Annotated in this window: 15 protein-coding genes; all 15 read right to left on the reverse strand. The window is 29.3% G+C overall.

Features of this window, described 5'->3' with window-relative positions; all coding sequences use genetic code 11:
* Positions 1-66: 66 nt before the first annotated feature.
* Positions 67-732 (reverse strand): HAD family hydrolase, encoded by a 666-nt coding sequence (locus tag Q0617_RS12320; protein ID WP_298753623.1) that lies wholly within the window; start codon positions 730-732, stop codon positions 67-69.
* 12 nt (positions 733-744) lie between these two features.
* On the reverse strand, positions 745-2,262 hold the full coding sequence (locus Q0617_RS12325; RefSeq protein WP_298753625.1) for a peptide-binding protein: 1,518 nt from the start codon (positions 2,260-2,262) through the stop codon (positions 745-747).
* Between the two features lie 85 nt (positions 2,263-2,347).
* A complete protein-coding gene (gene rpsI / locus Q0617_RS12330) occupies positions 2,348-2,737 on the reverse strand; it encodes a 30S ribosomal protein S9 (protein ID WP_298753626.1) in 390 nt (129 codons plus the stop codon).
* Between the two features lie 5 nt (positions 2,738-2,742).
* Positions 2,743-3,162 carry a 50S ribosomal protein L13 gene (gene rplM / locus Q0617_RS12335; RefSeq protein ID WP_298753627.1) on the reverse strand — a complete coding sequence of 140 codons (420 nt, stop codon included), beginning with the start codon at positions 3,160-3,162 and terminating at the stop codon, positions 2,743-2,745.
* Between the two features lie 76 nt (positions 3,163-3,238).
* The gene (locus Q0617_RS12340; protein WP_298753628.1) at positions 3,239-4,615 is read right to left on the reverse strand and encodes an ATP-binding protein; all 1,377 of its coding nucleotides are present in this window, start codon (positions 4,613-4,615) and stop codon (positions 3,239-3,241) included.
* Positions 4,609-5,283, reverse strand: coding sequence for a response regulator transcription factor (locus tag Q0617_RS12345; RefSeq protein WP_298753629.1), 675 nt, complete (start codon positions 5,281-5,283; stop codon positions 4,609-4,611). Before Q0617_RS12345 ends, Q0617_RS12340 begins: the two co-directional genes overlap by 7 nt.
* Positions 5,276-5,671 carry a phosphate-starvation-inducible PsiE family protein gene (locus tag Q0617_RS12350; RefSeq protein WP_298753630.1) on the reverse strand — a complete coding sequence of 132 codons (396 nt, stop codon included), beginning with the start codon at positions 5,669-5,671 and terminating at the stop codon, positions 5,276-5,278. The genes Q0617_RS12345 and Q0617_RS12350 overlap by 8 nt, the downstream gene beginning before the upstream one ends.
* A gap of 23 nt (positions 5,672-5,694) precedes the next feature.
* A complete protein-coding gene (locus Q0617_RS12355) occupies positions 5,695-6,363 on the reverse strand; it encodes a PhoU domain-containing protein (RefSeq protein ID WP_298753631.1) in 669 nt (222 codons plus the stop codon).
* On the reverse strand, positions 6,363-7,136 hold the full coding sequence (gene pstB, locus Q0617_RS12360; protein WP_298753632.1) for a phosphate ABC transporter ATP-binding protein PstB: 774 nt from the start codon (positions 7,134-7,136) through the stop codon (positions 6,363-6,365). The genes Q0617_RS12355 and pstB overlap by 1 nt, the downstream gene beginning before the upstream one ends.
* Positions 7,137-7,147: 11 nt before the next feature.
* A complete protein-coding gene (pstA, locus tag Q0617_RS12365) occupies positions 7,148-8,332 on the reverse strand; it encodes a phosphate ABC transporter permease PstA (protein ID WP_298753633.1) in 1,185 nt (394 codons plus the stop codon).
* A gap of 2 nt (positions 8,333-8,334) precedes the next feature.
* Positions 8,335-9,264 carry a phosphate ABC transporter permease subunit PstC gene (gene pstC / locus Q0617_RS12370; RefSeq protein ID WP_298753634.1) on the reverse strand — a complete coding sequence of 310 codons (930 nt, stop codon included), beginning with the start codon at positions 9,262-9,264 and terminating at the stop codon, positions 8,335-8,337.
* A gap of 64 nt (positions 9,265-9,328) precedes the next feature.
* Positions 9,329-11,059, reverse strand: coding sequence for a GGDEF domain-containing protein (locus Q0617_RS12375; RefSeq protein ID WP_298753635.1), 1,731 nt, complete (start codon positions 11,057-11,059; stop codon positions 9,329-9,331).
* 95 nt (positions 11,060-11,154) lie between these two features.
* Complete coding sequence (locus Q0617_RS12380; RefSeq protein WP_298753636.1) at positions 11,155-12,210, reverse strand: substrate-binding domain-containing protein; 1,056 nt, start codon at positions 12,208-12,210, stop codon at positions 11,155-11,157.
* 98 nt (positions 12,211-12,308) lie between these two features.
* Positions 12,309-13,376 (reverse strand): peptide chain release factor 1, encoded by a 1,068-nt coding sequence (prfA, locus tag Q0617_RS12385; protein WP_298753637.1) that lies wholly within the window; start codon positions 13,374-13,376, stop codon positions 12,309-12,311.
* A 69-nt stretch (positions 13,377-13,445) separates the two neighbouring features.
* Positions 13,446-13,706 (reverse strand): 30S ribosomal protein S20, encoded by a 261-nt coding sequence (gene rpsT / locus Q0617_RS12390; protein WP_298753638.1) that lies wholly within the window; start codon positions 13,704-13,706, stop codon positions 13,446-13,448.
* Positions 13,707-13,774: the final 68 nt, after the last annotated feature.

Here is a 13,774-nt window from a genome sequence, read left to right on the forward strand (position 1 = left end):
TAATTAATAATTATAACTAATTTATAGATATTAATTTATTTTAAGATTAAAGAATTTAAAACTATATTAATTGTGAAAGTTGTTTGCAGATACTTCTTCAATTAATTTTACTGCTTCTAGTGAGTTTTTTGATATAAAACTAGTAAGTTCTTTCAGGTCTTCTTCTTTGCCATAACCGCAGAGAACGGCCACAGAGTTGACACCTGCACTATTTGCACATAAGATATCTAAGTGAGTGTCACCTATCATCCAAATATTTGAGGTTTTACTTAAATTCATCTGCTCCAAAGTTTTTAAAATTGGTTCTGGGTGTGGTTTGGGATTTTCCACATGTTCTCGTCCTGTAACAATTTCAAAGTATTTAAGTATGCCAAAGTGTTCTAATAAAGGAATAGTATATTTACCAGTTTTTGTAGTAACAATAGATAATCTTGCAAATTTACTTGCAACTTCTAAAGCCTCTATTGCATTTTCTAATAATAAAGTTTTTGTTGTAGATATTGTTTTATATCTTTGCTTATAAGTATCAACAAAATCCCAAGCAAGTTCTTGTTCAACACCTAGTTCCATAAACATGATTTCTAAGGGATATCCAATAAGTGATTTTATATCCTCATCATTTCCTTGAAAATCAAAATTCATTTTTTCAAATGAGTGATGAAAAGTTGATACAATTGCATCTGTTGAGTCTATAAGTGTACCATCCAAATCAAATAGTATTATGTTCTCCAATATTTTTCCTTTTTAATCATCTTCTTTTATCCAATCATTTTGATTATGCATAATACCCAAAAATGATGGTTCTATATTTTGTATTTTTTTACTAACTGATGTAATTGAGTTAGGAATATATAAAAATAGATATGGAGTATCATTTGCTATGATATTAAATATTTTTCTATATATTTTACCCAATTCTTCTTTGTCAACTGTTGTTGAACCTTTAACAATAAGTTCATCAACTTCTTTATTTGAATAGCCTACTAAATTAAAAGCACCAGTTTTTCTAGAGTCGCTGTGCCATAGAGGATAAGCATCTGGCATAACTGCTAAATTCCAACCTAAAACAATGGCTTCAAAGTTTCTTGGATGAACAACAGTATTTAAAAAAGCTTGCCACTCCATAACTCGTATTTTCATTTTTACACCAATTTTTGCAAGCTGATATTGAATGATTTGAGTAGCATTTAGTCTAGTTTCATTTCCTGTATTTGTTATAACTTCAAAACTTAAAGGATTGTTCTCATCATATCCTGCAAGTTTGAGTAGACGTTTTGCCTGCTTTAAATCTTGTTTTATAACTTTTATATCTTTATCATAAGCAAAAGTTCCTGGTAAGAATGGACCATTACAAACTTGCCCATGTCCAAAGAATAAGATATCAACAATCTCTTTTCTGTTTATGGCTAAAGAGAGAGCTTTTCTTACATTTAAATCTTTAAACTTTTTATTGTTTAAATTAAATCCAAGATATGCATAAGCAAAAGCAGGGCGTTCTATTAATTGGAAGTCATCTAAGAACTCTTTATCTATTTGTCTATCAACTTGCAGGGGAGTTAATCCTCCCACATCAAGTCTGTTTTGTTTTAAAAACAAAAATGAAGTCGTGGGGTCTGGCAAAAACTTATAATTTATCTCATCAATTTTAGGTCTGCCTTCAAAGTACTTGTCAAAAGCAAATAGCCTAATATCACTTCCAACTTTAAAACTATCTAGTTTATATGCACCAGTTCCAATTGGCTGCTTATTAAAATCACTTTTCATCAAATCTTCTTCATCTTTTAATAGATGTTTTGGCAATATTCCTGTCATCCATATCTCTAATGCTTTAAAGTATGGTTTTTTATAAATAATTTCTAAAGTAAAATCATTAATTTTTGAGATACTTTCTACCTCTTTATAATTGGATTTAATAGCAGTGAAAACTTTTGGGTCATGGATTTTGTTATATGTAAAAATAACATCATCTGCACTGAATTTTTCTCCATCATGCCATAATACATCATCTCTTAGATTTATGATTAGATGAGTTTTTGAAATAAACTTATATGAAGAGGCTAGTTCAGGGACTATATTTCCATTTTTATCATATTTGAAAAGTCCATTAAAAAGCCATTGAGTTATCTCACTACTTGCACTATCACTTGCTAAAATTGGATTTATTCTACTTGGACTTGATGAAATTGATAAGTTTAGTGTACTTGCATTTAAACAAGTGAATAATGAACAGTGAATAATGAATAATAGAAGAAATTTTTTCATTGAGTATTGTAATATTTTTTTATAAAAAAGTGCATAAAAAAAGGAGCAACAAAAGTCGCTCCTTTGAATATAGTAAAAATACCAATTATCTTTTCGAGAATTGAGTAGATTTTCTTGCTTTTTTCTTTCCGTATTTTTTTCTCTCTACAGATCTTGCATCTCTAGTTAGTAATCCATAAGGTTTTAAAACAGCTCTGAATTGCTCATCAAAAGCAACTAAAGCTCTTGAAATACCATGTTTTGCAGCGTCAGCTTGTGCAGAGTAACCTCCACCTAAAGTTTTAACGATAACATTTACAGAAGTTTCTTGTTTTGATACTTCTAAAGGTCTCATTACTCTTTTTTTAATAGCTTCGTGTCCACCTAACCATGCATCTAAAGATTGACCATTAATAATAAGTTGCCCGTTACCAGCTTCTAACCATACTTTTGCGATAGAAGATTTTCTTCTTCCAGTTGCGTATACTTTTGCCATTAGTCTTATCCTTTAATTTGCGCAGTGTGAGGGTGTTCGCTACCTGCGTATACTTTTAATTTTTTTAACATTGATTTACCAAGTTTTGTTTTTGGTAACATACCTCTTGTAGCCAATTTGTATAGCTTCTCAGGGTTTTGTTCAAACATATCAGACATTTTGTGAGTTTTTGTACTACCAAAATAACCTGAGTGTGTATAGTAATTTTTAGTTTCTAGTTTAGTACCAGAAAATTTTGCTTTTGTTGCATTTATGATAATTACGTTATCTCCACAGTCAACATGAGGAGTATAATTAGTCTTATTTTTACCTCTTAAGATTGTAGCAACTTCAGTAATGATTCTACCAAATACTTTATCAGTTGCATCTATAATAACCCAATCTCTTTCGATTTCATTGGCTTTTGCCATTTGAGTGAATTTCATCTACGTTCTCCGATTTAATTAATGAGCTGGAATAATAGTGTAGTAATACTTATGTATAGCTTAAATTAAGTATTTTTTAATATTTAATGATAAATTCAGAACCTTTACCATAAATAGAGCTTATTTGAAGTTTGAAATTATGAAGATTTAGAATAGAGTTTACTATAAATAATCCTAGTCCCAATGAATTGTTCCAGCCATTTTGTGATACTCTATAAAACTTTCTTGTGATTTTTAAAAGGTCAGTCTCACTTATACCAATACCTGTATCTATAACTTTTAAGTATTCCTGTGAAATTTCAACTCTTACTACACCTTCTGAGTATTTTAAAGCATTTTCAATTAGATTTGATATTGCCATACTTATTAAAGTATCATCCCCTTGAATACTCTTATTCTCTCCACTTATTTCTATGGTTCTATTTGGATATTTATCTTTTAAATCTATTGCTATAATTTCACATAAACTTTTTAAATCCAACTCTCTTTTTTCAATATTTTCTCTACCCTCTTCAAGCTTTAGTGCAAGTCTTAGTTTATCAATTATTTGAGTCATCTTGTTTGCATTTGAATCAATTTTTGTAAGAAATTTATCTCTCATTTGTATTGGTAAATCTTTATCATTTTGTAAAGTTTGTACATATCCTGTAATAATAGCAATAGGGTTTTTAAATTCATGGGAAATGGCACTTATAATTTCATCTTTTTGTTTATTTGCAAGCTTTAGTTTTGCAGTATGTTTAGCTTTTGATTTCTCTTTCTTTTGAAGTTTTATTGCTACTTTATTTAGTAGTTTATTTATTGTAAAAAACTCTTGGGTATAAAATGACGACATATTTGTAGGTTCTTTTTTCTTTGTTAAATTAATTAAAAAGTTCAATATATTATCAGTCTCATGACGAATTTTATCAGAGATATAATATGAAACAATAAATGCTAAAAGTAAAAATATAGAAAATATCCCTATAAGTTGTAGGGTTAATTTTATAAAATACTCTTTTATTGTAGTTATTTCACTTGACATTCTAATATAGTAGACTTTATCATCAATAGTAACTTCTTTTGCAATATATAAAAGGTCTTTATTTAAGGTATCTGAGTGTCTAGCTATCTCTCCATAGGTTTTATATTTTGCTGCAATAATCTCTTCTCTATTTCCATGGTTTTCCATTAAACTTTTATCTTCATCACTCTCTGCAACAACTACACCATCTGTATCTATTATGGTAACCCTTAGATTAGTAGCTCTTTTTATCTCTAATACTTTTTGGTCTATATTTTTTAAATTTGGTAGGGAAATGGAAAGAGTATCTATGTTTGATAAAATATTTTTTTCAATTTGATCAAGATATATTGATTTTGACCAAAAATAGACTACTATAGAGATAAGTAAAAGTATTGATAAAAAGATAAATATAAAACTTCGAAGAAAAAGCTGATGGATTTTTAACAAAACATGTAACCTTCACCACGTACAGATTTTATATATTTTTTATCTCCTTTAGAGTCTATTTTACTCTTTAATCTTTTCACTGCAACATTAACAGTTTTTAATTTTTTTTCAAAAGAGTCTTCCCATACAGTGTTTAGTAGATGTTCTCTACTTAAAAGGATATCTTTATTTTTGAAAAACTCTAAAAGTAAATCGTGTTCTAAAGTTGTAAGTTCAATTTTGCAATCTTCTATATAAAAACTTTTACTAGATCTTTTATATGTAATATCTTTTATTTTTTCTACTTCTACATCTTTTTTAGTTCTTTTTATAACTGCTTTTACCCTTGCGGTTAACTCTTTTAGATTAAAGGGTTTAGTTATATAATCATCTGCATGTTTATCAAAGCCTTCTAAGATATCTTCATCTTTATCTTTTGCACTAACATAAATCACAGGTATAGTGTAACCTTTTGATTTTATATCATTGATAAAAGTTGTACCTTCCATTCCTGGCAAGTTTCTATCCATAAGTATTAAATCTATCTCTTCTTCATCTAAAACTTCATAGGCTTTTTTTGATACAGTTAAAAAGCCAATAGTCTCAAATCCCTCTTTTTGTAAGGTATATTCTAAAAGTTCTAGAATATCAACTTCATCTTCAATTATTAGTAGGGTATGATTATTCACTTGAATTATTACCTTTGTCTTTTAATTTACTACTTCCTGGAGAGTATTTTATTGACATTATCCTAAAAATAAAAAATACAAATATAACAATTAGTAAAAATGATATGTCAAAATAGTCTATATTTTTGTGTGAAGCTTGAATAATAACATCTCGAATAAGAAATATAATAAAGATATCAATAACAAATCGAAGTCTTAACTTCTCTTTTTTTATAAAGTCAGAAATCATTTTTACAACTTCCATAATAACTATAAACTCAAGCATGTAGATTATGGCTTTGAAGAATTCTAAACCTGAAATAATAATAGCAATGAATAGAACCATTGCTATTAGAACCTCATAATTGTATTCGAAGTATTTTCGTATTTTAAGTAGGGCTTTTCTCATAAGTTAAATTATATCATAAAGAGTTATTTTCTCTCTAATTCTCCGCCTTTATCTGCAAAAAGTAGTAAATGTGCAATAGCAACTGATCTATCTGATATTTTTTCTAATTTTCTCAATGAAGTTAAAATATTAAAATACTCTTTTGATAAGTCTAAGTTTTTAGAGATAAGTTTTAAAATATTTTTTTCAATCATTGCATATAAATCATCAGTTTTACTCTCTTCTACTACAACTCTTTGGTATTTCTCTTCAACATGCTGTGAATTATCATCTTTTATTATAGATATTGCAGTTTGAAGAGAAAGAATAGTTGATTTTAATAAAGGAATTGCAAATTCTAATATTGTTTTTGTATTTAAATCATCAGTATATGAAGTTCTAAAAATTTTAATAAAATCCTTTGTATTTCCCCCAGCTCTTACTAACTCATTTGTAATTTTTAAATAAGATACCAATTCTCTTAAGTCTTTTGCTTCTGGCTGATATAAAGCAAGGGCAGTTACAATAGAGTTATCAATATCATTTGACTTACTTGTAAGTTTTTTTAGTGATAAATCTGCATCTTTAAGTGATTTAATATCATCATCTTTTAACGCTTTTAAAGAAGCATTTAATGATTCAACTACAACATCTCCTATTTCTAATAATTCATTTTGAATTAATTCTCTTTTTGTATCGTATACTTTTAACATTAACCAAACCTTCCTGTAATATAATCTTCTGTTTTTTTGTTACCTGGATTTACAAATATGATATCTGTTTTATCATATTCTATTAGCTTTCCAAGGTGAAAGAATGCCGTATAGTCAGCAACTCTTGCTGCTTGTTGCATATTGTGTGTTACTGTTACAATTGTATAATCATTTTTAAGTTCTAGCATTAAAGCTTCGATTTTTTCTGTACTAATAGGATCAAGGGCACTTGTTGGCTCATCCATTAAAATAACTTCAGGTTTAATAGCGATGGTTCTTGCAATACATAATCTTTGTTGTTGTCCCCCTGAAAGTGATGTCCCTGGCTGTCCCAATTTATCTTTTACTTCATCCCATAGACCAGCTTTAATTAGTGAAGACTCTACTAACTCATTACACTCTTTACCTTTTTTTGTTATACCATGTTTTAGTGGGGCATAAGCAACATTATCATAAATAGTTTTTGGAAAAGGGTTTGGTTGTTGAAATACCATTCCTACTCTTTTTCTAACACTCACTTCATCAACATCTTTGTCATAAATATTTTTATTATCAATAATTATTTCACCGTCAATTCTTACAGAGTTAATTAGGTCATTCATTCTATTTACACATCTTAAAAATGTAGATTTTCCACAACCAGAAGGTCCTATTAGGGCTGTAATTTTATTTTCAAATAAATCAACACTTATATTATGTAAGGCATGATTGTCCCCATACCAAAGGTTAAGGTCTTCAACTTTTACTTTTGTTTTATTTTCTGTATTACTCATAATTTTCCTTGTTACCATTTAACTTCGAATTTTTTTCTTAAATAAATTGCTATAGCATTTAGTGAAATAAGTACTGAAAGTAGTACCATAATACCAGCAGCAGTCTTTTCAATATACATTCTCTCTGGCATTCCAGCCCATGTAAAAAGTTGTGCAGGCATAACTGTTGCTGCATCTGTTACCATAGATGGTGCATCTGGAATAAATGCAATCATCCCTATAATAATTAAAGGTGCTGTTTCCCCCATAGCTTGTGCTAGTCCAATAATAGAACCTGTTAAAACACCTGGGAATGCCAATGGTAAAACGTGGTCTTTTGTTACTTCAATTTTATTTAAACCCAAACCATATGCCGCTTGTCTAATTGTATCTGGTACTGCTCTTAATGCTGCTCTTGAACTAACAATAATAATTGGCAAGGTCATAAGTGCTAAAGTTAAACCACCAACTAGGGGTGAAGAACGAGGAAGTCCAAAAAGATTAATAAATATAGATAGACCTAAAAGCCCAAATAGGATTGAAGGAATAGCTGCAAGGTTGTTAATATTTACTTCAATAAATCTTGTAAATTTGTTATCATCTGCAAACTCTTCAAGATAAATTGCTGTCATAACACCAATTGGAAATGCTACAAGCATAGTAACAATTAGAGTTAAAATTGAACCAATTATTGCTGAATAAATACCTGCATACTCTGGGATTTTTGAGTCACCATTTGTAAAAAATATTGTATTAAATTTCATCTCTATTTTATTTTGTGCGATTAATTCATCTACTAAATGTCTATCTTTTCTTTTTAACTTATAGTGATGTTCTTTCATATACTGATCAACTTGATCATCTGCTAAAACCCATTGAGTTTGTGTTGTATTCATAAGTGCAGGATTTTCTCTAACTAGATTTGGGATATCTCTTAACCATGCTCTTGATACAATTCCTTTATACTCTCTTGGAACAGCTTTTCTAGAATCCCTAATTGTTTGTTCATTATATACTACTTCTGTTTGTACATAAGCAACTTTAAATGCTGGAAGTCCTTTTAAAGTAATATCAACTAAAAAGAATGCCAAAAATGCAATTGAAAATATCAAAGATGTTAGTGTAAATCTTTTAAATCTTCTTGAACTTGCATGTCTTTTAGTAAGTGTTGGATCATAAAAAGGATTGTGTTTTTTTTCTTTTTTTCTTTTTCTCATAATCATAATGTATTCACTTTATATTTTTCTTTGAATTTTCTAATTAAACTTAATGAAATCATATTTAAAATCAATGTGATAACAAAAAGAACTAAACCTAAGGCAAATGCAGAAAGTGTTTCCGGAGAGTTAAACTCAAAATCACCTACTAAAGAGTTTACGATGGTAACTGTAACAGTTGTCATATCTTCTAGTGGATTCCATGATAAGTTTGGACGAAGCCCTGCAGCCATAACAACAATCATTGTCTCTCCCAAAGCTTTTGAAAGTCCCAAAAGAGATGCTGAAATGATACCTGGCAGGGCAGATGGTAAAACAATATTTTTAATAATCTCACCATGAGTCATACCAAGTCCAAATGCAGCTTTTCTTTGAGAATCAGGAACTGCTCGAATAACATCATCTGAAAGTGATGAAATTACAGGAATAATCATTATCCCCATAACAACACCTGAAGCAAGAGCTGAGTTAAAAGTAGCTTCTAAGCCAACAGCATCTGCCATCTTTACAATAAGTGGAGCTACTGTAATTGCAGCAAAGAAACCATAAACAACAGTTGGAATACCTGCAAGTATTTCTAACATAGGTTTTAGATAATCTCTTAATTTTGGACTGGCATACTCACTCATATAAACAGCACTACCTAATCCAATAGGAATAGCTACTGCTAGTGCTATAAGCGTGATAACAAAAGTCCCTGAGAAAATTGGTAAAGCACCAAATTTACTTCCAATTACACCAGGTGACCATACTGTTCCTGTTAAAAAATACCAAAAACTTCTTAGCTTGAAAAATTCTATTGATTCAAATAGTATTGAAAATAGGATTCCAAATGTTGTAAGAATAGAAATTGTTGCAGCTAAAATCAATAAAAATTTAATTAATTTTTCTATTAATAAAGCTTTTTTACTTTTAGATTCAAATGTATTCAAATTTAACCTTCCTATTTTTTATTGGGAATTATATGTAAGAAAAATTACAAGATGATTACATAATTTAAAAAGAGGCACAAATGGGTACTTCTAAATCTTTAGAGTATTTTTTCATGATGTTTAGAGTGTGGTCAAAATTAGATTTTTTTGAGTTTGAAGATATCTCAATAATTGCACAAGAGCATGAGAGTAATTTAAATACTCTTTCTTCTCCAAATCTATCTTTTCCTTCAATATAACCATTTTGTTTATCTTCTTCTTTGTAAAGATTTTTTGCAGACTCTTTAAATTCACATAAGGCTTCATTTGTTATGTCATAAACTTTTTCAATAGAACTATTTTTTATTCCAATAAAAAAGTCATCTCCTCCAATATGTGCTACAAAAGAGTCATTTGGATATTTTTTTTGTAATAATTCAGAGAAAAGCAGTATTGCTCTATCCCCCTGTCTAAAGCCATAGTGATCATTAAATGGTTTAAAGTTATCAAAATCAAAATATAAAATATGAGAGGTATATTTCTCTCTGTTTTTAAGACTTTTATAAATAAACAGTTCAATTTGTTTATTTCCTGGAAGTCTTGTAAGTGGGTTTTGATTCTCTGCAATCTCCAAATTTCTTTTGTGAGAGAGTTGTAAAAGTGAACGAAGGTCAATAAAACCGGCATATTTATTCGCTTTTGTAATAAAAATACCTGATGAGTTGGGATCATGATTAAATATTTCTAAGGCTTTATCAATACCCCAAGATGATTCTACTGAAATAACTGGTTTTACGTATTTGCTTATTTTTGAGTTGTATGATTTATTTTGTGCTAAAGATAATCCATATTGTGAATATGAAATTTGTTTGATATCAACTTCATAAATTACACCCATAAAATTATCATAATCATCAACAATTGGGACAAAGTTATTATGTCTGTAATCTTTAAAATATAAAAATAAAGAGTGAAGTGAAGACTTAATATTTAAAGGAATAATATCTTGAATAAATTCTTGTTCTATTGGAGTTGCATCATCAGCTCTTTTTTCATTGATAAGGTTTTTAACAATATCTTTATAAATATGTTTAAGTTCTTGTACCTTTATTGTAGGTTTTTGAACAAAATAACCTTGTATAAAATCTGCACCAATATTTTTGCAAGTATAAAACTCATTTAAGGTTTCAACTCCTTCTGCTACTACTTTCATCCCCATTATATGAGCCATGTTTATAATTGAAGAACAAAAAAGTCTTTTTTTAGAGTCGCTATCTATACTATCTATAAAAAATCTATCTATTTTAATTATATTTGCTTGTGAAAAATATAAAAGTTTTAGTCCTGAAACTCCTACCCCAAAATCATCAATGGCAATACAGTAATCACTGTTCTTATAAGTTTTAATCATTTCAACTAAGGCATTTTGTTCAATTAGAGTGCCTCTTTCACTCAATTCATAACAAATAACATTTTTATCAAAATTATATTTACTTAAGATTTTTTTTGTATTACCTTTTGAGTAATTTTTTGTATGAATTATTCTGTTATCTAAGTTATAAAAAAGCTGAAGATTTTCAATATCTATTTGGGCAAATTTTTCAATTGCTTTATCTCGTAAAAGCAAGTCTAGTTGATATAGATAATCTTCTTTATATGCTAAATCAAATAAATCATGAATTTGTTCTAGATTAGGTATTTTTTCTACATTTCTTATTAGTGCTTCAACTGCAAAAATCTTACCTGAATGTGAGTGTATAATAGGCTGAAAAGCGTAATCGAGTTTTTCAACTATAGAGAGCCATTTTATTTTCATATTTAATCCTATTTATAGCCCTTTATCTCTTCGTTCGCGTACAACAGATAAAGAGCTATAACTAGAATCAAAAAGAGGAATAACCTCTTTTTAATTTAGTGTTTTTTACTTAATTCTGCTAAAGTGATTTTAGTTCTTTTAGCAACACTTGATCTGATTGCATTTCTATCAGCATCTGGAAGTGGAATTAATCCAATTTCACCTAATATACTATCTTTACCAATCATTTTTTCACTCATGAATAATTCAACATATTTACTTATAGCTGGAACTTCTTTTGAATGAGAGTTTTTGATATAGAAGAATAATGATCTAGATACTGGATATTTCCCTGAAGAAATTGTATCTGGAGTTGGTTCAACTTTGTTGATTGTAGCACCTTGGATTACATCATCATTTTCAACTAAGAAAGAGAATCCAAATACACCAAATGCATCTGTATTTTTAGTTAATTTTTGAACGATTAAGTTATCATTTTCACCTGATTCTACATAAACACCATCTGTTCTAATTACAGAATATTTTTTATATTTTTTGTTAGCTTTTTTGTCAGCTTTGTAAAGATTTGTATATAGATCCATTTTTTTGAAAGTAGATTGCATAACTAATTCTTCAAAAGCATCTCTTGTACCTGAAGATTTTGGTGGTCCGTAAACAATGATTTCTCTATTTGGTAAAGATGCATCAATGTCTGACCATTTTTTATATGGGTTAGCAATTAGTGATTTACCATCTTTTGAAGGAACTTCTTTAGCAACTGCTAAAGCTAAGTGTTCTTTTGAAATATCAAATTTAGCGTTTGATTTTGCTTGTGCAAATGCAATACCATCATAACCAATTACAGCTTCAGTGATATCAGTAACACCATTTTTTTCACATAGTTTAAACTCTTTAGTTTTCATTCTTCTTGAAGCATTTGTGATATCTGGAGTATTCATATCATTTCCAGCACAGAATAATTTCATTCCACCACCTGAACCAGTTGATTCAACAACAGGAGTTGGGAATTTAGTTGTAGCTCCTAATTCTTCAGCAACAGAAGATGAGAAAGGATAAACAGTAGAAGAACCAACTATTTTGATTTGGTCTCTAGCACTTAGTGTAACAGTTAAAGCAGCAGATGCTAATAACGCGATTGCAGTTTTTTTCATATTTTTTTCTCCAATATTTTTTTTGACGAAGAAATTATAATTGCAAACGATTACATTTTGGTTACTAATGTGAGTTAATGTAGAGTAAAGCTAATGGATTATAATCCATTAGCCTCAATTGCTTTTGATTGAGCATCAGCGATTAATGGGTCAATGATTTCATCAAAAACACCATCATTCATTACTGCTTCAAGTCTGTATAATGTAAGGTTAATTCTATGGTCACTTATTCGACCTTGTGGATAATTATATGTTCTAATTCTTCCACTTCGATCTCCAGTTCCAACTTGTTCTTTTCTGCTGGCACCTTCTGAGTCCATTTTTTCTTGCATCTGAATGTCATAAAGTCTAGCTTTTAAAACTTTCATTGCTTTATCTTTATTTTTATGTTGAGACTTTTGGTCTTGGTTTGTTACAACAAGCCCTGAAGGAATATGTGTAATCCTAACTGCAGAGTCAGTAGTATTTACTGATTGTCCACCATTTCCACTAGCTCTCATAACATCAATTTTTAAATCACCCGGATCGATTTCAACTTCTACATCATCAACTTCTGGCATAACTGCAACAGTAATAGCTGATGTATGAACTCTCCCTTGTGATTCAGTCGCTGGAACTCTTTGAACCCTGTGTGTTCCGCTTTCATATTTTAGTCTTGAATAAACCTGTTCACCTTTAAATAAAGCAACGATCTCTTTGTATCCGCCTGCTTCATTCTCATTTTGGTTCATTATCTCAACTTTCCACCCTTTTTGTTCCGCATATCTTAAATATGCCCTAAATAGGTTTCCTACAAATATTCCTGCTTCATCACCACCTGCACCAGCTCTTAGTTCTATAAATATATTTTTATCATCATTAGGATCTTTAGGAATCATAAGAACTTTTATCTCTTCTTCAATAGCAGGTTTTCTAACCTCTAAATCTTTAAGTTCATCTTTTGCCAGTTCACCTAAATCTGGATCGTCAAGTAACATTTTGTTATCTTGAATATCATTTAATACACTTATATATTCTTTAGCTTTATTTACGATTGGTTCAATCGATGACTGCTCTTTTGAAAGTGTAGTCATTCTTTTTATGTCTGAAGAGATATCTGGAGAAGCTAATAATCCATTAATCTCCTCATATCTATCAATAAATAGTTGTAATTTATCTTGTAACATATTTTGTAGTATTTATAAGCAAATAAATAAAATTAACTACCATATTATTGATATGATAGTAAATTTTAATTATAGAGCGTTAACTTTTACTTGTAGTCTACTAACTTTTCTAGCTGCAGTTCCTTTTTTAAGGATACCTTTTGCAATACAGTGGTGCACGTATTTATTTGCAGTTTTCATTGCAGCAGCTGCTTTTTCTTTATCATTAGCTTCAACTGCTGATAATACATCTTTCGTTACGTTCTTAATTCTTGTTTTGTAAAATCTGTTTCTCTCAGTTTTTACTATCGTTTGTTTAGCTCTTTTAGCCGAAGATTTATGGTTTGCCATTTTTAACCTCTTTATAATTTTTTTAAGGCTAGAATACTAGCCAATTAACTTTAAAGTAAGTTTAAATT

The sequence above is a fragment of the uncultured Arcobacter sp. genome, assembly GCF_937982575.1.
Classification (GTDB): Bacteria; Campylobacterota; Campylobacteria; order Campylobacterales; family Arcobacteraceae; genus Arcobacter.

Bases quoted from the DNA above. Each gene is read 5' to 3' on its own strand.
- rpsT (WP_298753638.1), bottom strand. From the start codon at position 13,706: ATGGCAAACCATAAATCTTCGGCTAAAAGAGCTAAACAAACGATAGTA.
- Q0617_RS12380 (WP_298753636.1), bottom strand. From the start codon at position 12,210: ATGAAAAAAACTGCAATCGCGTTATTAGCATCTGCTGCTTTAACTGTT.
- rpsI (WP_298753626.1), bottom strand. From the start codon at position 2,737: ATGGCAAAAGTATACGCAACTGGAAGAAGAAAATCTTCTATCGCAAAA.
- rplM (WP_298753627.1), bottom strand. From the start codon at position 3,162: ATGAAATTCACTCAAATGGCAAAAGCCAATGAAATCGAAAGAGATTGG.
- Q0617_RS12325 (WP_298753625.1), bottom strand. From the start codon at position 2,262: ATGAAAAAATTTCTTCTATTATTCATTATTCACTGTTCATTATTCACT.
- Q0617_RS12350 (WP_298753630.1), bottom strand. From the start codon at position 5,671: ATGAGAAAAGCCCTACTTAAAATACGAAAATACTTCGAATACAATTAT.
- Q0617_RS12355 (WP_298753631.1), bottom strand. From the start codon at position 6,363: ATGTTAAAAGTATACGATACAAAAAGAGAATTAATTCAAAATGAATTA.
- Q0617_RS12375 (WP_298753635.1), bottom strand. From the start codon at position 11,059: ATGAAAATAAAATGGCTCTCTATAGTTGAAAAACTCGATTACGCTTTT.
- pstB (WP_298753632.1), bottom strand. From the start codon at position 7,136: ATGAGTAATACAGAAAATAAAACAAAAGTAAAAGTTGAAGACCTTAAC.
- pstA (WP_298753633.1), bottom strand. From the start codon at position 8,332: ATGAGAAAAAGAAAAAAAGAAAAAAAACACAATCCTTTTTATGATCCA.
- prfA (WP_298753637.1), bottom strand. From the start codon at position 13,376: ATGTTACAAGATAAATTACAACTATTTATTGATAGATATGAGGAGATT.